This window comes from Nannocystis punicea (assembly GCF_026965555.1).
In the GTDB taxonomy this organism is placed as follows: Bacteria; Myxococcota_A; Polyangia; order Nannocystales; family Nannocystaceae; genus Nannocystis; species Nannocystis punicea.
This window is the reverse complement of record NZ_CP114040.1, coordinates 8,262,302-8,281,014: the sequence shown is the minus strand read 5'-3', so window position 1 is coordinate 8,281,014 and position 18,713 is coordinate 8,262,302. Positions and strand designations below refer to the sequence as shown.

Annotated in this window: 13 protein-coding genes; 6 read left to right on the top strand and 7 right to left on the bottom strand. The window is 71.9% G+C overall.

The window, feature by feature from the left end:
* Positions 1-287: 287 nt before the first annotated feature.
* On the top strand, positions 288-1,454 hold the full coding sequence (locus O0S08_RS31815; protein ID WP_269033126.1) for a monooxygenase: 1,167 nt from the start codon (positions 288-290) through the stop codon (positions 1,452-1,454).
* 13 nt (positions 1,455-1,467) lie between these two features.
* On the opposite strand, the gene O0S08_RS31810 is transcribed toward O0S08_RS31815, so the two are convergent.
* A complete protein-coding gene (locus tag O0S08_RS31810) occupies positions 1,468-2,907 on the bottom strand; it encodes a pyridoxal phosphate-dependent decarboxylase family protein (protein ID WP_269033125.1) in 1,440 nt (479 codons plus the stop codon).
* A gap of 759 nt (positions 2,908-3,666) precedes the next feature.
* Here O0S08_RS31810 and O0S08_RS31805 point away from each other — a divergent pair.
* The 5 genes from O0S08_RS31805 to O0S08_RS31785 all read left to right on the top strand — a co-directional run bounded on the left by O0S08_RS31805 (position 3,667) and on the right by O0S08_RS31785 (position 8,760).
* A complete protein-coding gene (locus tag O0S08_RS31805) occupies positions 3,667-4,017 on the top strand; it encodes a hypothetical protein (RefSeq protein WP_269033124.1) in 351 nt (116 codons plus the stop codon).
* 396 nt (positions 4,018-4,413) lie between these two features.
* Complete coding sequence (locus O0S08_RS31800; RefSeq protein ID WP_269033123.1) at positions 4,414-5,028, top strand: RNA polymerase sigma factor; 615 nt, start codon at positions 4,414-4,416, stop codon at positions 5,026-5,028.
* A gap of 305 nt (positions 5,029-5,333) precedes the next feature.
* Positions 5,334-6,968, top strand: a complete 1,635-nt coding sequence (locus O0S08_RS31795) for a serine/threonine-protein kinase (protein WP_269033122.1) — start codon at positions 5,334-5,336, stop codon at positions 6,966-6,968.
* 44 nt (positions 6,969-7,012) lie between these two features.
* Entirely contained in the window at positions 7,013-7,420 is a 408-nt protein-coding gene (locus O0S08_RS31790; RefSeq protein WP_269033121.1) for a hypothetical protein, read from the top strand.
* 272 nt (positions 7,421-7,692) lie between these two features.
* Entirely contained in the window at positions 7,693-8,760 is a 1,068-nt protein-coding gene (locus tag O0S08_RS31785) for an ABC transporter substrate-binding protein (protein ID WP_269033120.1), read from the top strand.
* A 102-nt stretch (positions 8,761-8,862) separates the two neighbouring features.
* On the opposite strand, the gene O0S08_RS31780 is transcribed toward O0S08_RS31785, so the two are convergent.
* The 6 genes from O0S08_RS31780 to O0S08_RS31755 all read right to left on the bottom strand — a co-directional run bounded on the left by O0S08_RS31780 (position 8,863) and on the right by O0S08_RS31755 (position 18,672).
* Positions 8,863-11,937, bottom strand: a complete 3,075-nt coding sequence (locus tag O0S08_RS31780) for an ADP-ribosylation factor-like protein (protein WP_269033119.1) — start codon at positions 11,935-11,937, stop codon at positions 8,863-8,865.
* A gap of 17 nt (positions 11,938-11,954) precedes the next feature.
* Positions 11,955-13,088, bottom strand: coding sequence for a response regulator (locus O0S08_RS31775; protein WP_269033118.1), 1,134 nt, complete (start codon positions 13,086-13,088; stop codon positions 11,955-11,957).
* 72 nt (positions 13,089-13,160) lie between these two features.
* The gene (locus O0S08_RS31770; RefSeq protein ID WP_269033117.1) at positions 13,161-13,526 is read right to left on the bottom strand and encodes a hypothetical protein; all 366 of its coding nucleotides are present in this window, start codon (positions 13,524-13,526) and stop codon (positions 13,161-13,163) included.
* Between the two features lie 1,276 nt (positions 13,527-14,802).
* Positions 14,803-14,925, bottom strand: coding sequence for a hypothetical protein (locus O0S08_RS31765; protein WP_269033116.1), 123 nt, complete (start codon positions 14,923-14,925; stop codon positions 14,803-14,805).
* Positions 14,922-16,739 (bottom strand): hypothetical protein, encoded by a 1,818-nt coding sequence (locus O0S08_RS31760; protein ID WP_269033115.1) that lies wholly within the window; start codon positions 16,737-16,739, stop codon positions 14,922-14,924. The genes O0S08_RS31765 and O0S08_RS31760 overlap by 4 nt, the downstream gene beginning before the upstream one ends.
* A gap of 802 nt (positions 16,740-17,541) precedes the next feature.
* Positions 17,542-18,672 (bottom strand): hypothetical protein, encoded by a 1,131-nt coding sequence (locus O0S08_RS31755; RefSeq protein WP_269033114.1) that lies wholly within the window; start codon positions 18,670-18,672, stop codon positions 17,542-17,544.
* Positions 18,673-18,713 lie beyond the last annotated feature (41 nt).

Genomic DNA, 18,713 nt, shown 5'->3' with positions numbered 1-18,713 from the left:
TGTGATTCCCCGACACTCTCGGCGCTCCCGCCTCTTCGGCGGACGCTCCGCGTCGATCTTCGAAATTGCTCGCGGCGCTCCGCCACCTGCGTCGCGAGCACGTCGGTCGTCTCGCGGGAGCGACGCCTGGCTCTCTCGCAGACTCGTGCTCCCCTACGGCGATGCGACTCCCCATTGCAATCGCGGCCGCGCTCATACCATTGAGCTGCGCCGGCGCGCCGTCCGACGCGCCCTCCGATTCATCGACCCATGCGCCCCCTGATGATTCGTCGGTCGCGCCGGACGACGTGCCGTCCGACGCGCCGCCGGGCGGCCCGACGTACCACCAGGACATCGCCCCGCTGCTGGCGAGGAGCTGTACGACGTGCCACCGCTCGGGAGGGATCGCGCCGCTGTCCCTCACCACGTACGAGGAGGTCGCGCCGTTCGCGGGGCTGATCGCCACGTCCGTCGCCGAGCGCACCATGCCGCCGTACAACCTCGACAACAGCGGCACCTGCAACACCTACGTCGACGCGCTCTGGCTGGCGGAGAGAGACATCGCGACGATCGACGCGTGGGCGGAGGCCGGTGCCCCCGCCGGTGAACCCACCGACGAGCCGCAGGACGGCCCGCCGGGGTGGGAGCCGGAGCGCGTCGACCTGACCCTCGAGATGCCGACTGCCTATTCCCCGAGCGAGCCGATCGTCGACGATTACCGCTGCTTCATCCTCGATCCCGGCCTCACCGAGGACGCGTTCGTCACGGCCTTCGAGGTCCGCCTCGGCCGGCCCGACGTGGTCCATCACCTGACGCTCTTCGCGCTCGACACCGCGGAGGACGAGCAGGGCGCCGAGGCGCTCGACGCGGCCGAGGACGGCCCGGGGTACACCTGCTTCGGCGACACCGTGGTGCCGTCGCGCTGGCTGGTCGGTACGGGCCCGAGCGACAAGGGCGGCCGGCTGCCCGCGGGCACCGGGCTGCGGATCGGCGCCGGGCGCAAGACCGTCCTGCAGATGCATTACAACTGGCAGAACGGCACCGCTCCCGACCAGACCGCCGTCGATCTGACGCTGGAGCCGAGCGTCCCGAAAGAGGCGTTCGTCGCCCGCGTGGCCGACCTGACGCTCGAGCTCCCGCCGGGCCAGCCCGCGGTGGTCGAGAGCGAGGTGATGCCGCTGGAAGGCGACTTTACGCTGTGGGGTGTGTGGCCCCACATGCACAACCTGGGCAAGGAGCTGCGCGTGACGGCGAATCACCCCGGGAGCGAGGTGTGCCTCGCCCAGGTGAATCGCTACAACTTTCACTGGCAGCGGTTCGCCTTCTACGAGGAGCCGGTCCAGGTCCGCGCGGGGGACGTCCTGCAGATCACCTGCACCTACGACACCACCGGCCGCGACACGCCGACGACGTGGGGCTTCGGCACCGACGACGAGATGTGCATCGGTTTCTTCTACATCACGCCGACCGGATGACCGCCCGAAATCGCTAGCGCGAGGAGGGGCTGGCGACGCATGATTCGGCGAGGGCGCGCATTTGCTGCCAGAGGGCCTCGACGTGCCGGAACTCCGTCGCCTCGGCGCCGATCGAGATCCGCACGATCCACTCGCCCCGGACCTGGGCCGGGGTCAGCAGGGCGGCGCCGCTCTGGTTGAGCTGCTCGACCCAGGCCAGGTTGTGGGCGTCCGTCGCCTCTGCGGACAGCCCGGGCGGCTCGTGACGAACGCACACGGTCTGTAATCGTACGGGGGCGATGCGCCGCCAGTGAGGCGTATCGTCGATCTCCGCCGCCAGCCACCGGGCGTGCTCGAGGTCCCTCCGGAGGCGGGCTCGCAGCGCCTCGGCGCCGCTGGCGCGGAGGTGCAGCCACAACTTGAGGGCGCGGAAGCGCCGGCCCAGCGGAATGCCCCAATCGCGAAAGTTGTGCACGTCCGGGTCGGCGTCGGTCCGGAGATAACTGGGGTTCGTGCTCATGACGCGGACGAGGTGCGCCGGGTCGCGCACGTAGTAGAGCGAGCAGTCGCCCACGACCCCGAGCCACTTGTGCGGGTTGAGCACGATGGAGTCGGCGCCCTCGACGCCGTCCCACAGAGGGCGGCACTCCGGCAACAACATCGCCGTGCCCGCCATCGCCGCGTCGACGTGGACCCACAGGCCATGGGCTCGCGCGATCGGGACGATGGCGGCGAGCGGGTCGATCGCGGTGGTCGCGGTCGAACCGATCGTGGCGACGACGGCACAGGGGCGGAGGCCGGCCTTGCGATCGTCCGCGATCATGGCCGCCAGGGCGTCCGGTCGCATGGCCAGCGCGTCGTCCGTGGCGACCGTGCGCAGGTGCAGCCGGCCGAATCCCGCCAGGAGAGCGGCCTTCTCGATCGACGAATGGGCCTCGCTGGTGGCGTAGACGACCAGCGGCGCCGGCTCTGCTTGCAGCCCGCCGCGGGTCTGAGAGTAGGCGGTCGCGCGCTCGCGCGCGCAGAGCAGCGCCACCAGCGTGGCGGTCGAGGCGACGTCCTGAATCACGCCGCTCCAGGCGGTCGACAGGCCGAGGAGCTGGCGCATCCAATCGCAGGTGACCTCCTCGACCTCGGTGAGCGCGGGGCTCGCCTGCCAGTTGATCCCGTTCTGACCGAGCCCGGCCGCCAGCAGCTCCGCGAGCACCGAGGCGAGGTTGGCGTTGCCGGGGAACCAGGCGAAGAAGCTGGGGTGCTGCCAATGCGTCAGGCCGGGGACGATGATTCGCTCGAGGTCGGCGAACAGCGCCGCTTCGAGATCTTCCGCGGCCTCCGGCGGATGGGGCGGCAATCCGGCGCGCACGGCCCCGGGCTCGACGACGGCACGGACGGGGAACTTGTCGCATTGCTCCCTGTAGTCGGCGATCCACTCGACGAGGCGATGGCCGAGGCGGCGAAACTGGTCCGGGGTCACGCGCGGGACGATAGGTGATTTGCCGGATGGAGTCGACCGCCGAGTCGAGGGACACGCCGCGTCGTTATCGTCAGAGCAAACATGAATAAACGCACGAGGCCGGGCGCTGTCGACGCCGCGGGAGCCTGCGAGGGACTGGCGCAGAAGGCCGCGGCACGACCGCTCGAGCTGCTCGCGGGCTTGCGATGAGCCGGCGCATGGTCGAACAGCGTGCGCTCGACCTGTTCGCTGGTGACGACTGCGAGGACGACGAGACGTCGGCGCCGACATCGCCGGCGTCATGGGTCGGACGCGCCCGGTGCCCTCGCTGGTAATCTGCGAACTCGCCGCGGACGTGCTGCAGGAGATCCTCGACAAGAACCAGCGAAGAAGGCAGTCGGACCTGCTCGGTGAGGCCTCCGCGCCAGCGCTTCATCCTCGCGTCTCGTCGACTCGCCGGGTGGCGTACGAGGCCGTCGTACGTCCTCGACCTCCCGCCTTGGCGCGTCGCTCAATGGACATCTCGAATGCGAGTCGCGGGAGCTGCGAATGCGAGCGGTGGGCGGCCGCTCGTCCGCCGAACAGCCCGCGATCTGGCCGGCGCGCGCCGGGCCTTGGGCGTGCGCGGGGTCGGCCCCGCCTTGTGATCGTAGCGGTCACGCTCCTGGTCGCCTCCGGCGCCTGCTTGCCCGCGGCGAATGCCCGGCCCAAGCTGGAGCTGAACAGCGCCGTTCTGGCGTCGACTGTTTCACGTGTCAACCCCGGAAGCGAGGAACGAACATGGTCACGCTCAAGCTGATCTCCCTCAAATGCATTACCACCGAGGATTTGACCGGCCCAGACGAAATATATCTGCGCATCGGCGGAGACACGGTCTGGGGCCCCAACAGTATGAATGACGGGGACGAGGAGAACCTTGATTTCATCCAGATCAACTTCGGCTATAAGATCCGGATCGATCTGTATGACGAGGACTCGGGGTGGTTCGACGATGACGACGACCACCTCGGTACGCATTATGCCTATGAAGAGTACGTGGGCAAGGGTCAGAAAGAGCAACGCTTCACCGGCGACGATGCGGAGTATCTGTTGACCTACGAGATCGTCGAGAGCCCCGGCGAACCGAGCTAGGACCCGGGACCGCGACCGGCCCCCATCACGCCGCCCTGAACGATCCCGTCGGTCGAGTCCGAGGTTTTCCAGTCAGGCTGAACCCGCGGGGCGCCGATCCTGGCCGGCGCTTCCCAGCGGGGCCGGAGCTGTGCCAGGATCCGTGTGGATGGCCGCGATCCACGACTACAGTGACGACGAGCGGAACGAGCGGGGGCTCGTGGCGCGAGGCGGTGAGCCGCCTGTCCGCGAGGCGTCACGGAGACGGGAGGGATGAGGATGGATTTCGAGGTCGCAGCGATCGGGAGGGCTCGGCCCGAATTTGCGCTTGAAGTGGCGATGTAGGCGGGAGCCGTCACGGATGTAGGGGAGAAGCGGGGATGATTCCTCCGAGCGAGGATGTAGAATACCGAACCGATGCTCGACGACCGCGCGCTGCTCACGGCATGGCAAGGAGGGGACGAGAGAGCGGGACGGACCCTCGTGGAACGCCAGTACGAGGCCGTCGTACGGTTCTTCGCGACCAAGGATCGGGCGCAAGCACCGGACCTGATCCAGCAGACGTTGGTCAAGCTCGTGGAGTCCGTCCCGCGGATGCCGCAGGACTGCAACGTCCGCGCGTACGTGCTGGGCATCGCCCGCCACGTGCTCTACGACCACCTCCGGGCCACTTACCAGAGCGCCGCGCGCATCGACTTCCGCGAGCGCTCGGTCGCCGACTTGCAGCCGGGGCCGAGCAGCATCCTCGCCCGCGAGCGCCAGACCCGGCTGCTGTTGCAAGCCCTGCGGCAGCTCCCGCTGGAGAGCCAGCTGCTCGTCGAGCTTTACTACTGGGAGGAGCTCACGGGCGGCGAGGTCGCCGACATCCTCGGCATGCCGGAGGGCACGGTGCGCACCCGCCTGCGACGCGCCCGTCACCTCCTCGAGCAGGCGATTACGCGCCTGGCCGAATCGCCGGAGCTGCTCAGCAGCACCCTGACGGACCTCGACGGCTGGGCCCAGCGGGTCCGCGAAGAGCTGCGCTCGGCGTGAGGTCCGAGGTTGTCGAGGATCAGTGACTCAGGGCGGGCCGATCCGCGAATGCGTCACGCGCATTTCTCCAGGATATGCGGGGACCAGAGCGTGCGCTGAGTATTGAAAATGGTTCGTGTCTGCGATTGTGCGCAGTCAAATCCGATATCGTACTTGTCTTCATCATGGATTTCCGTCCTGTCTCCATCCATGATTGGCCGGCGGCGGAGAGCTCGGATGCACCAGTTCGGGTCGGGCAGGAGGCACGGTCTCGCGCGCCGGCGGCCGCGGTTGCGCGCGGGTCCGTCCCGGCGTAACACCGACGAATGGAGCCCGGGCCCAGGCGAGACGACACGTCGAGGGCCGAGCCCGGCTGGGAGCTGCGGAGCACCCGCGAGCGGTCCCCCGGTCCGCGGCCCGAGCACGACCTCGGCGGTCCGCATCTCAAGGAGCTGATCCTCGCCAACCTGTTCGCCCGCGAGGCCAGCCCGCCGCAGATCGGTCGCTTCACGCTCCTCCGGCTGCTGGGCGAGGGCGGCATGGGAGTCGTCTACGCCGCCTACGACGAGGACCTCGATCGCAAGGTGGCGATCAAGCTCCTGCGCGCCGGGGCGACCTCGCAGCCCGACACGCTGCGCGCCCGCATGCTGCGAGAGGCCAGGCTGATGGCCCAGCTGTCGCACGCCAACGTCGTCACCGTCCACGAGGTCGGCGAGCACGAGGGGCAGGTGTTCATCGCCATGGAGTTCGTGCGCGGTGAGCCGCTCGACGCCTGGCTCGCGGCCCATCGCGCGAGCAAGGGCGAGGCCGAGTGGCGTGGCGTGCTGGGGCCCTTCGCTCAGGCGGGCGCCGGGTTGGTGGCGGCGCACCGCGCTGGGCTGGTGCACCGCGACTTCAAGCCGCAGAACGTGATCGTGCGCAGCGACGGGGTGGCCAAGGTCCTCGACTTCGGCCTCGCTCGCGCGGCGCTGACGAGCGTGCAGTCGGTGGACGCGAGCGACCGCGCGGCGCCGCGGCCCGACCCGGCGTTGACGCAGACCGGCGCGGTGATGGGCACGCCGGCGTACATGGCCCCGGAGCAGCACCTCGGGCTCGCGGCCGACGAGCGCGGCGATCAGTTCAGCTTCTGCGTCGCGCTGTACGAGGCGCTCTACGGGCAGCACCCTTTCGGCGGGTCGACGCTGGCGGCCCTGCGCGAGGCGGTGCTCGCCGGACGCCTGCGCGAGGCGCCGCCGGGGTCGTCCGTCCCGCTGCGGATCCGTCGCCTGCTCGCGCGCGGGCTGGCCGTCCGTCCGGAGGAGCGTCACGCCTCGTTCGCCGGGCTGCTCGCGGCGCTCGTCGACGATCCGGTGGCGGTTCGGCGCCGCTGGCTGGCGATCGGCGGGCTCGTGCTCGCCGCGTCGGCCGGGACCTACGTCCTGGCCAGCGGCGGGGCGAACGCGGCGCAGCCGTGCTCCGGGGTCGCCGACGAACTCGCGGAGGTGTGGAACCAGGAGCGCCGGGCCGCGGTCGCGGCGGCGGTCCAGGCGACCGGGCTGCCCTACGCGGAGGCCGCCTGGCAGCGCGTCGCCCCGGCGATCGACGCTTACGCCGACGACTGGACGGCGATGCGCGCCGGGTCGTGCCGCGCCCACGTCGACGCGCTCGAGTCCGATCGGCACTACGACCTGCGGAGCGCCTGCCTGGCCCGTCGCCGCATCGCGCTCGACACCCTGGTCTCGACGTCCTCTCTGCTCCATGGTCTACTTATCACTCCGCAGCCGCGCAGCTTGCGCCAACGGAGGACGAGATGTCCGTGGTCACCAAGGTCTATTTGTTCAAGGGCGCGAAGTTCCTCCAGATCGATGCCGCCACCGACCGAATCGACGGGACAGGCTCCATTGGACAGGATTGGCCCGGTCTCTCCCAAATCGGTTTTGACTCCGACCTCGACGCGGCAGCATATATCAATAACATCGTAGTCTTCTTCAAGGGAGACAAGTATGCTTTCTTCGATCCCATCGCGATGGAATCCACCGCCACTGGGGAAATAAGCGGTTATTGCGACCTTCCTGGTGGCCAGAACGTCGGCTTCACCCAGGATATCGATGCGGCGATATTTACTGCCGGCCAAATGTATCTCTTCAAAGATGCCTGGTGTGTAGCGGGCACCCCGACGAGCCCGCAGTCTGTGAGCTTCGGTTTGTGCGAGGGTATCTCCGCATTGTGGGGGCTTGGATACCCATATGCCCTGGGGATACAAGCAGCGACGGTGCTGAACGACAACGTGTCGTTCTTCAGGGGCGATGGGTGGGTGATGTACAATGGCTCGACAGGCACCCTTGAATCTCTTTGGCCAGGTGTCACGGACCTCGACTTCGGGCACGACCTCGATGCCGTGTTGTCAGCACCCTGGGGCCTCCTACAAAGCTGAACAGCGAGCGCAGATCCGTTCGGAGCGCGGGGTCGGTCGTTGCCAGGGCTTTGCCAGACTCGAGGATTTTCCGGTATGTACTGGGATGCTCTGACCCTCGCGAAACGCTCGAATTGGGGGAGATGGGGGGCCTCGGGGCGAGGCGGGGCGTTTTGCCGGGGGGCAGGAGCGTCGATGCAGGGCAGTGACGACGAGCGGAACGAGCGGTGGCTCGTGACGCGAGGCGGTGAGCCGCCTGTCCGCGAGGCGTCACGGAGACTGGAGGGATGAGGATGGATTTCGAGGTCGCGTTGCGGCCGGGTGAGCCGATCTGCTTCGGCTGCCACGCGCCGCTCACCGGAGCGATGGCGATGTTCGGCGAGATCGCCGTGGCGGCCCAGGCATTGTTCGCCGAGGTCAACGCGGCCGGCGGGGTGCACGGGCATCCGATCGCGCTGATCGTCGGCGACGACCGCTACGATCCCGGCGAGACGCCGGCGGTGGTCGAGCGGCTGCTGGCGGAGCACCCCTTGTTGGGGTTCCTGATGTGCGTCGGGACGCCGCCGCACTTGACGGTGATCGATCGGCTGGCGGCGGCGCACGTCCCCGATCTCGCGGTGGTCACCGGAGCGTCGTCGATGGCCGAGCCGCCGCGGCCGAACATGTGCGTGGCCAACGTGCCGTATCACAGCAACGGTCGGGCGCTCGGGCGACACGTGCGGGCGATGGCGCGGGTCGGGACGATCACGTACGACACGGAATTCGGCCGCGACTGGGTGGCCGGCTTCGCGGTGGGGCTCGGCCGGGCGCCGATGCAGTCGCGCTGGCTGGGGCCGGGCGAGGCGATCGAGCCTGCCGTCGAGGCGATGCAGAGCGAGGGGATGGAGGCGGTGCTGGCGGTGGTCCGCCCGGAGCAGGAGGTGGCGGCGATCCTGCACGCGCGGGGCCGCGGGTTCCGCCCGCGCTGGCTGATCGGGTTCGTCGACGGGTTGACGACGATGCTCGGGGCGGCCGGCGAGGGGGTGATCGGGTCGCACTGGTTGCATATGGCCGAAGGGTCAGGTTCGCCGGCGATCGCGGCGCACCGCGAGCTGATGGCTCGCCGCGCGCCGCAGGTCGAGGTGACGGGGACGAGCGTCGGCGGGCAAGCGCTGGCGGAGCTGACTGTCGAGGTGCTGCGCCGCGCCGGCCCGTGCCCGACGCGCGCGCGCGTGCTGGCGGCCCTGCACAGCCTGGACGGCCGCTGGCGCAGCCCGCTCATGCGGGTGAGCCCGCGCAAGGATCCGCGACGGCCGGTGATCTTCGACGAGGTGGCGCTGCTGCGGCTGACTGCGGACGGGTGGGTCGACGCGGAGGAGTGACGAGGGCGCTGCGACGGGCGCTCGCGGCTGCGCAAGATCGATGCAGTGGAGCGAGGTCGAGGGCCGACGACGCGGCTCCGGCGAGCGGTCGCCGTGGTGGGCTCAGGCGCAGCGGTCGAGGAGGGCGCGCACGCGGGCCGTGGCGTCTCGATCGCTCTCGGCCGCGGCCGCGAGGGCGTCGTCGAGGCCCAGGGCGGCGATGTCTTCGCGCGTGAGCGTGGTGGGCAGGGTCTGCTCGAGGGCGTCGAGCCAGGCCGGGAGCGCGGGGGCCGGCAGTCCCGCGGGCGGACGCAGCAGCGCGCTCGCCAGCGCCGCAGCGGGCTCGGGCTCGCCGAGCCGATCGCCGAGATAGACCCACCGGCCGTCCTGCTCGGCGAAGGCGTCGGCGGCGAGGTCGAGCGCGAGGCCCTCGCGGGCGCGCAGGCGCAGGGCGGCGGCGTAGGCGGAGGCGAGCCGGAGGAGATGGTGCGGGCGCTCGTCCGCGGAGGCGGCATGCAGCGCGTCGTCGAGCGCGGGCAGGTCGGGCACGACGTGCCACAGGACGTGGTCGTCGGCGCCGACCGCCAGGGCGACCGCGCTGTCCGTGGGCAACAGCGAGCCGAGCCGCGCGGCCCGCCGGACGTGCTCGCGGAGCGCGGCCCGGCCGTGCTCGTTGTCGGCGAAGCGCCACTCGGGGCGCGTGCGCAGGCTGAATTCAGCTGTCTTGAAGGTCATGCTCGATGAGGCATGTCCCTTGGGACCGGTTTGAACGAGCGGACGGCCGGCGAGTCGCTCGAGCACGTGGCGCCCGCCGGGGACCGGCCAGACGTGCCCGGGCGGGAGGTCCGGACGGGGAGCGGCGAGGTCGCTCGCAAGCTCCGGCACGGCGGAGGGTTCACTCTCCTCGGGAGCGGGTCGTGGGGAGGACGGGTCGTCCGCGGGGTCTGCCGAGGGCGCGGCCGGAGCGTCCTCCGGGGCATGCGCTGGCATGGATACCGTGCTCCCGGAGACATGTGGGGACGGGACGGAGGTGTCCTCGGGGACAGGTGCCGACGCCGGCGGGGCGGAGCCGGCTTCGGGGATGCTCGCCGAGGGCGCGTGGTCCTCTGAAATCGGCGCCGAGGAGGCCGGCGCGGCGGAGGTCGAGATGGCTTCGGAATCGTGGGGCGCGGGCGCGGTGCCGGCCCAGGGAGGGGCGACTTCGGGGACCCCTGAGGACGAGGCGACGGAGATGAGGTGGCGGTCGGCGAGGTCGGGCTCGGCAGGGTGGCTGTCCTCAGGGACACGCGTGGAGATCGCGGGGACGTCCGAGAGATCCGCAAGGGCATACGGGGACAGCGCTGACGCCTTCGAGGCGTCTGCCGAGGCAGGGCCGGACGAGGAGATCGGTATGGAGTCGCTCGGCGTGGCTGAGATGTCCTCGGAGACCGGTGAGGAGAGCGCGGTGTCGTTGTCCTCTGAGACAGATCTCGCGTGCGCGGCTGCGTTCACCTCACCAGGGCGCGGATCGTCCTCGGTGATCGGTGCGGAGAGCGCAGGCGCGAGGTGGATGTCCTCGGGGACAGATTCGGATGGGTCGGGCGAGGGCGCGCGGAGTTCGGCTTCGGGGACCGGGCGTGGGGGAGCTGCGGAAGCGCGGTCCTCGGTGTGCGGCCCGGAAGGGGCAGGAGCGAGGTCGATGTCCTCGGGGACAGGTTCGGTGGGGACGGTTTCGAGGTCGATGCCCTCGGGGACAGATTCGGCGGGGGCGGTTTCGAGGTTGATGTCCTCGGGGACAGGTTCGGTGGCGGCGGCTCCGATGTCCTCGGGGACAGGTTCGGTGGGGGCGGCTCCGATGTCCTCGAGGACAGGTTCGGTGGGGGCGGCTCCGATGTCCTCGGGGACAGGTTCGGTGGAGGCGGCTCCGATGTCCTCGGGGACAGGTTCGGTGGAGGCGGCTCCGATGTCCTCGGGGACAGGTTCGGTGGAGTCGGCTCCGAGTTGGATGTCCTCGAGGACAGGGTGAGAGCGCGCGGCGCCGAAGTGGAGGTCCTCGGGGACAGGTTGCGAGGGCGCGGCTCCGGGGGCGTCCTCGGCGGGAGCTTCGGCGGGCGCGGGGGCAGGTTCGTCCGCGGAGACAGCGAGTGGGAGCGCGTCCTCGGGCCGCGTTTCTTCGGGGTCGAAGGGCTCGGCGTCGGCGAGGTGGCCGGGGGCGTCGGCGACCAGGGGCGGGGGCGGGACGCGGAGGGTCGCGGGGGCCGTGGAGACCCAGGGGATGTCGGGCGGATCGGTGGACGGGGTCGGCTCGATGAACATCGCCGACACGGGGATCCGCGGCTTCTGCGGGCGGTCGCCAGCTGGCCGATCGGACATGTTCGGAGGGAGGGGCGCGGGGGTGCGGGAGCGCAGGCGGCCGGGGGCCTCGCCGTCGCCGGCGAGCTGCGTCACGAGCTTCTGCGAGCGGATGTAGACCATGCGACCCGCGTCCGACGGCGGGCGCGAGGGGGTGCTCGGGGCGTCGGCTTCGGGGTTGCGGCCGGGGTCGCGGTGGATGCTGACGCTCTCGATCGCCTGCAGCGCGGCGCGCAGCTCCTCGGCGGTGCCGGCTCGGCCCTCGATCACGCTCAGGCCCTCGCGGGCGGTGCGCTGCTTCATCTGGCGCACGGCCGCCCGGATCGCGCCGACGGCGGTCTCGCGCACGCCGATGCCCGCCGAGGCCTGGGCGCCGATGACGGGCACGTCGGCGTCGAGGCCGAGCGCGGCGCCGAGCTCGTGCGGCAGCATGGCGTTGCCGAGGTCTTGCTTGTTGGCCTGGACGATCAGCGGCACGTGCTCGGCGCGCCGGCCGAGGTGCTCGCGCAGGCTGTCGAGCATCTCGCGCGCCGAGTCCTGGCCCGAGACGGCGCTGTCGCACACCAGCACGACGACGTCGGCCCCGCGGAGGATGTGGGCGCGACGCGGCTCGAGGCTCTTGTGGCCGGGCACGGTGACGACCTGGACCTGCAGCTGGTGGCCGTCCAGCATGCCGCCGTCGAAGCTGAACCAGTCGAAGAAGATCGTGCGGCCGGTGGCGGCCGGGTGGACCTGCAGCTCGTCGCCGGGCCGGGTGCCGAAGATGCGCGCGAGCTGCTCGACGTTGGTGGTCTTGCCGGCGCGCCCGGGGCCGTCGTACACGATTCGCAGGACGATCCTCGCGCGGTCGGGTTCGTAGACTGCCATGCTGGATCCCTCCTGCGTCAGCCCGCCAGCGACTCGACCAGGCCGATCTGCGCGCGCAGCTGCGCCCATCCCAGCCCGATGCTGATCGACCGGTCGGTGCAGAGGACGAGCGCCCACTCGCGGCCCGCGAGGCGCTTGCCGAAGATGTAGTGCTCGCTGGCGGTCAGCTGGATCTCCTGCAGTCGGCCGAGGGCGAGCCGGCCGCCGAACAGATCGAGGCAGGTCGCCGTCAGCGCGGACTCGGACAGCGGCACCGCGCCGACGCGGCGCTGGTGGTGACCGAGCAGGACGCCGGCGGCGAGGTCGACGACTGCGCAGGCGAGCGCGCCGTCGACCGATTCGCTGAAGCGCCGGCACACGGCGTCGACCGCGGGCACGCGCGTCGGTGCGGGGGATTGCGCCGAGTCGCCCGGCGCCTGCGGCTCGTCGTCCTCGAGCTCGAACAGGGGCTGGGCGTCGGACGGCCGGCGGGCCTCGTGCTGCTCCTCGTCGAGCTCGGTGAGGCTGGCCAGCAGCAGTTGATCGAAGGGGGCGTCGATGGTGGGGACGACGTCCGCTTCGAGGCTGGTGGTGTGCAGCGCGCCGGAGGAGCTGGCGAGGATCGCCCGCAGCGCGCTGCAGCCGGAGGCGGAGCCGTGGGCGGCGTCGATGATCTCGCCGCGGCGGAAGTGGATCTTGCTCGGCGGCTGGTCGGCGTGGGTGACGACGATCGTGACCGACCGCTGCGAGAGGTGGAACATCTGCGCCATGTCGATGAGCGACAGGCCGTGGACGGTGCCCTGAAACCCGGTCTCGCAGTCGATCGCCTTCTGGATCGATCGCAGCAGCGCGGCCGGCGAGAACGGCTTGAGGAGGATGTCGACCGCGCCGAGCTCGGTGGCGATCTGATGATCGCGGGCGGTGGCGTGGGCGCTCATGAGGATCGTGCGCGTCCGCCTCGACACGCTCGGCAGCAGCTTGAGCAGGTCGAGGCCGTCGGGCCCGCCGAGCCGGAGGTCGGTCAGGACGACGTCGGCGGGCTGCTTCGCCAGCGCCGCCAGGGCGGAGTGGACCGAGGACGCCGACGCGACCTCGAAGCCGCGGCCCTCGAGTTCGCGCGTCAGGGCGCTGCGGAACTGTGAATCGTCGTCGACGATGAACAACGAAGCCAAGATACACGCCTCCCACTGCGCAGCGCCGACGCACGACATCGGCGCGCCGACGCCTCGTCGTACCGGCCGAGGCTAGAGCGTCGTCGCGTGCTCGATCTCTGCCAGGCTGCGGCGCGCCATCGCCAGGTTGGTCCGGGAGCGCTCGCACGCGAGGTAATAGAAGACCGCCGGGGTCCGCCGCAGCGGGCGGATGATGTGGTACTGCTTGCCCAGGGTGATGAGGATGTCCTCGAGCTCGTCCGCGAGCCGGAGGCTGTTCATCGCCTTCAGCTTGGCCTGGACGACGTTCGTGTTGGCGGCGGCGGCGACCTCGATGTCGAAGGCTGCGCCTCCGCCGGCGGTCGCGAGCGTCATCCCGCTCTCGCTATCGACAATCGCGGCGGCGATCGCCCCATCAATCTCCATGGCCTTCTTGATCTGATTCGACGTATTACCCATGACAAATCTCCTTCGCGGGATCGCTCGCCGTGAGCGGGCCCCGTCGCGCACGATATCGATTTCGACGCGCTGTCATCATCGCAAGGACGCGAGGGGAAGGCAACCAAAAAGAGAACAGGTGTCCGGTCGCCCAGCGGCTTACACACGTTATTAGGAGAAAGTACGGTGACCTTGCGGCAGAAAGGCGATGCCGCCTGCGCGGCGTGGCCAGTCGACATTGGGGCGCGCGACGACCGGCGCGCGTTCGTGCGGGCGCCACATTCGCGGCATTGTGAGGACCGGCGAAGCAGGGTTCGCCGATCGATCCGCGCGGCCTCGACTTCGCGCCGACAAAGGCGTACGGGCGGCGGTTCAGGAGGTCTCGCCTGCGGACGCAGGGCGCCGCAAAAACGCGCGGCCGCGGCCCGTTCGCTGCGGCGGCGGGCGGGGCGCCGCCGGCGATTGTTTCGCCTCGCTCTCCGGGATTGTTGGGGGAATGCCGACCGAGGGTGTTGTGAACACCGTGCCGGTGGTTTGCGGGATCCGATGTGGGTGTTCCCCTCGTCCTGCTTACATTCCAGACGGCCGCGCGGCCGGCACCGGACGACGGCGTCGCCGCGCTGCCCGCCGCGCCGGACCCATGCACGCGCGATCGCTGCTGCGGGCGCGGACTCCGATGATTCGCGGTCGCGCGCCAGCGAGGCCATGCGGGTTGGACCGGCCGAGGCCGATGATTTGCAAGTCGCCGGCGCCGAACTTCGCGGCGGGGGGGCGCGGACCACGAGGACGTGACACGCGGCCGCGAGACACGCCTCGCGCGAGTCGTCGGCGGCGATTCGCTGCAGCGCCGGTGCGATGATTGTTCCGGGGCGACGGCCGGGCTCGGCCGGCGCTCGCGCAGCGCTCGGAGCGGCGGTGGTCGACGCGCGTGAGTGGCGGCGATTTCGTGGGGGACCGAGCGTCTCGCGGGGAGCTTCGGCCTCGCGGCGTGGCGACCGCGGAGCGCAGGGATGCGGGCGAGCGGGGCGGGCGCGGTCGAGGCGCGGTCGCGATGATTGATGCGAGCGGGACGCCGGGCGGGTGGCCGGCGCGCGCGAGCTCGGCGGTGGTGCGCACGAGGTCGGGCCACCACCGCCGCCGAGCGTGGCGGTCGAGGGCGCGGTCGCGGCCGCGACGATTCACGCGAGCGGGACGCCGGGCGGGTGGCCGGCGCGCGCGAGCTCGGCGGTGGTGCGCACGAGGTCGGGCCACCACCGCCGAGCGTGGCGGTCGAGGGCGCGGTCGAGGCCGCCACGATTCAGGCGAGCGGGACGCCGAGCGGGTGGCCGGCGCGCGCGAGCTCGGTGGTGGTGCGCACGAGGTCGGGCCCCCACCGCCGAGCGTGGCGGTCGAGGGCGCGGTCGAGGCCGCCACGATTCACGCGAGCGGGACGCCGAGCGGGTGGCCGGCGCGCGCGAGCTCGGCGGTGGTGCGCACGAGGTCGGGCCACGCGACGAGGAGCTCGCCGAAGCGAGCCACGAGCCGCTGGGCGCGCGCGAGGGCGAGGTCCGGATCGCCGCGCTCGCCGAGGAGGTCGCGGGGGGCCGGGTATTCGCGGGTCGCGGCGTGCTCGGCGAGTGCGCCGAGGTGACGGTGGACGTCGTCGCGCCACCAGGACGGCGCGCCGCGGTGGCGCGCGAGCAGGGTCTCGAGGTGGCGGGCGTAGAGCTCCTTCTGCCGCCACAGCCGCTGGGCGACGAAGGCCCGGAAGTCGGCCGGGCTCAGCCGACCGAGCTCGCGCAAGTGCTGGCCGAGGGCCGCCGGGGTGGTGGGCGAGGCGGCCGCGCGCACGCACTGGACGACGAGCTCGCCGAGGCGGGCCCAGCCGCCCGGGCGCCAGATGTCGCCCTCGGCCCAGGCCCGCTCCTGAACTGGCTCATGGACCAGGGCTGATGGGACATGTCCGAAGAGCGCGGTCTCGTCGAGGGCGCGGAGGGTGGTGCGGAACACGCCGTCCTCGTAGCGACCGACCGGGAAGAAGGGGGGCAGGAGGTCGCGGTGGTCGAGGCCGAGGATCGCGCCCTGGCAGTAGCGGCCGTCGCCGACGGTGGCGCGGCGGACCAGGCGGAGGGCCTGGCGCGTGGAGGTGATCGTGCGCCGGTAGGTGTCCTCGGCGGCGAGCAGGCGCTCGCGGTTCTTACCCTCGAACAGCAGGCACCAGGTCGGGGCGTACCAGCCGAGGTCGCCGAGCAGGCCCTGGAAGGTGACGCGCACGCGGCCCTGGCCGGTGCGCAGGCGGCGGAGGAGCGCGCGGTCGAGGCAGTCGTCGAGCTCGATCGGCTCGCCCGCGGGCACGGCGGCGAGCAGCGCGGGCAAGGAGCGGCCGAGCATCCCGGCGTGCCCGCCGAGGGCCTCGTCGTCCGACCAGCGGGCGTCGGCGAGGGCGGCGGCGCGGTCGGGGTAGAACCAGATGTCCTGCGGCTGATAGTTGTCGTAGCCCTCGCCCTCGCCGGTGAACACGCCGAGGCCGGGCAGCGGGTCGGGCGGGCGCACGGGGCGGGCGATCACGTCGTCGTCGATGCAGACGAACCGGCGGCCGACGGCGTGGAGCAGGAGGGCGTTGCGACCTGTCCCATAGGCCATGCCGGTGCGCTCGGGGTCGGCGAGGGCGAAGGCCACGAGCCCGGGGTCGTGGCCGCGGGCCGCCAGACGGGCGATGAAGTCGCGGCGCTCGTCGTCGCCGATGTAGACGACGCGGGCCGCGTGCGCGCGCGCGAGGGCGGCGAGGCGCTGCCGGTAGTCGGCGCGGGTGGCCGGATCGGCGGAGCCGTCGGCGACGAGGTGCTCGCGGGGCCGCGAGAAGCGCTCGGCGTCGGCGATCAGCGAGGCGACCGCGCGCTCGGCCGCGGCCGGCCGCTCGGCGCTGGGGATCGCCACGAGATCGATGGGTGGGGGCTCGTCGTCGCGGACGCAGACGCGGCGGAGGTCGGCGAACGAGACGAACATGCCGGCTTCGGCGAGCGCGAGCAGGCCGCTCTGGATGTTGGCGGCCTCCTCGGCCGGGCAGCCGCGCGTGGCGAGGTCGATGTGCTCGGCGAGCGGGCGGAACCGGCGGGCCGCGAGGAGGGCCTCGGCGGCGGCGCGCGCGACGACGCGGGCCTCGCGGCTGTGGACGCCGTAGACGAGGACGTTGTCGAGGGCGAGGTCGCGGCAGACGACGTCGCAGCAGCGGACGGGGGTCGGGTCAAGCGTCACTGCGGGCCTCGCGGGAGACGAATGCGGGAGCGCGGGGCTGCGACTCAAGCGTCACTGCGGACCTCGCGGAGGGCGAGCGGGAGCGCGGGGCTGCGACGCAGAGAAGCATGGGCCCGGCGGAGGTGAGCGCAGGTCGGCGGGATCGCGGCGACCTGCGGAGTGCGGCGAATGTGAGGAGGGCCCCGGCGGTGGCGAGCGCAGGTCGGCGGTCGGGCCGCGGGCGGTCGAGGGCGGAGAATGTGGGTAGTTGAAGTCGAGGGAGACGAATGCGGGCAGGGCCGGCGGGCGGGGGAGAGCGACGAATGTGGGCAGCGAGCTGGCGGAGGCGAGCGCAGGTCGGCGGGAGCGCGGCGGGCGGGGGAGAGCGACGAATGTGGGCAGCGAGCCGGCGGAGGCGAGCGCAGGTCGGCGGGAGCGCGGCGGGCGGGGAGAGCGACGAATGTGGGCAGCGAGCTGGCGGAGGCGAGCGCAGGTCGGCGGGAGCGCGGCGGGCGGGGGAGAGCGACGAATGTGGGAAGCGAGCCGGCGGAGGCGAGCGCAGGTCGGCGGGAGCGCGGCGGGCGGGGGAGAGCGACGAATGGGGGCAGCGAGCTGGCGGAGGCGAGCGCAGGTCGGCGGGCGTCTGGCAAAGCGCGGAGAGCGACGAATGTGAGCAGGGCCTCGGCGGAGGCGAGCGCTCGCCCGCGGTCGCGCGGCGGACGGCGAAATGCGAGGATTGTGGGCAGGGCGCGTGCGGACGCGAGGGGGGCCTCGCGGACGGCCTGCGCCGGAGAAACGGCCCGGGTCGCGGGCTCGCGGCGAATCACTTGCGGGCCTCGACGAGGGCGAACGGGGGGACGACGCTGCGGGCGCGGACGTCGTGGAAGCCGACGCGCGCGAGCAGGGCGGCCAGCTCGTCGCAGCGCCACGGCGGGTTCCAGCCCCAGGCGTGGCGGTCGTCGCTGGGATCGACGAGGGGCGCGCGCTGCAGCTCGTGGCGGTTCCAGGCCATCCACAGCGCGACCAGGCCGGCGACGGAGCGGTCGTGGGCGGGCTCGCCGGTGGCGAAGAAGTCGACCAGGGCGAGCGTGCCGCCGGGCGCGAGGGCGGCGTGGAGGCGCTGCGCCCAGCCCTCGGCGCCGTCGCGGCCGAGGCCGGAGAACAGGCGGTTGGCGGTCAGCAGATCGATCGCGGGCGGGAGCTCCTCGTGGAGGACGTTGATCGCGTGCAGGGCGACGTCGAGATCGGCCGCGCGCAGGTCGGCGGCGGTGGTCGCGAGGTAGGCGGGATCTTTGTAGGTGACCTCGGCGGCGTGGACCTGCAGGTGCGGCGCGGCGGCCTTGAGGATCGCGGCGAAGGCGGCCGGCCCGGCCCCGATGTCGCAGACGACGCGGTGCGCGTGCAAGTCGCGCCGGCAGTGCGCGCGGGCCAGCAGCCAGGCGGTGTCGCGGAAGTAGTCGCGGCTGGCCTCGTTGAAGGCGGCGCGGGCGCGGAAGTAGTCGGCCTGGGCGCCGACGTCGGCGCGGTCCGACCACACGCGCCGGTCGGCCCGCTTCGTCTCGCGCAGGGCGGCCGGCAGGGCCGCGATCGCGGCGACGTAGCGGCGGTGCCGCTCGACCAGGCCGAGCAGGCGCAGCGGCGAATCGTTCAGGAAGAAGCTGCGGGTCAGGGCCGTGAGCTGGTAGCGACGATCGCGGCGCGCGAACAGGCCCGTGCCGCAGCCGAGCTCGAGGGTCATCTCGAGCGAGACGTCGGTGGCGAGGTCGGCCTGCTCGGCGGCGAGCCACTCGAGGGTCGCGGGGCCGCGGGCGAGGCGGGCCGGCAGGTCGAGGTCGAGGGCGCGGAGGAGGACCGGCAGCGCGGCGGCGTCGAGGCACAGGTCGACGGCGGCGGCGAGCAGGTCCTCGGGGACCTGGGCGATCGCGGCGAGGCTGGGCAGGGCGGGCGGCATCACTTGCTGGCGACGAGGATCCGCATCGACTGGCAGAACTCGTA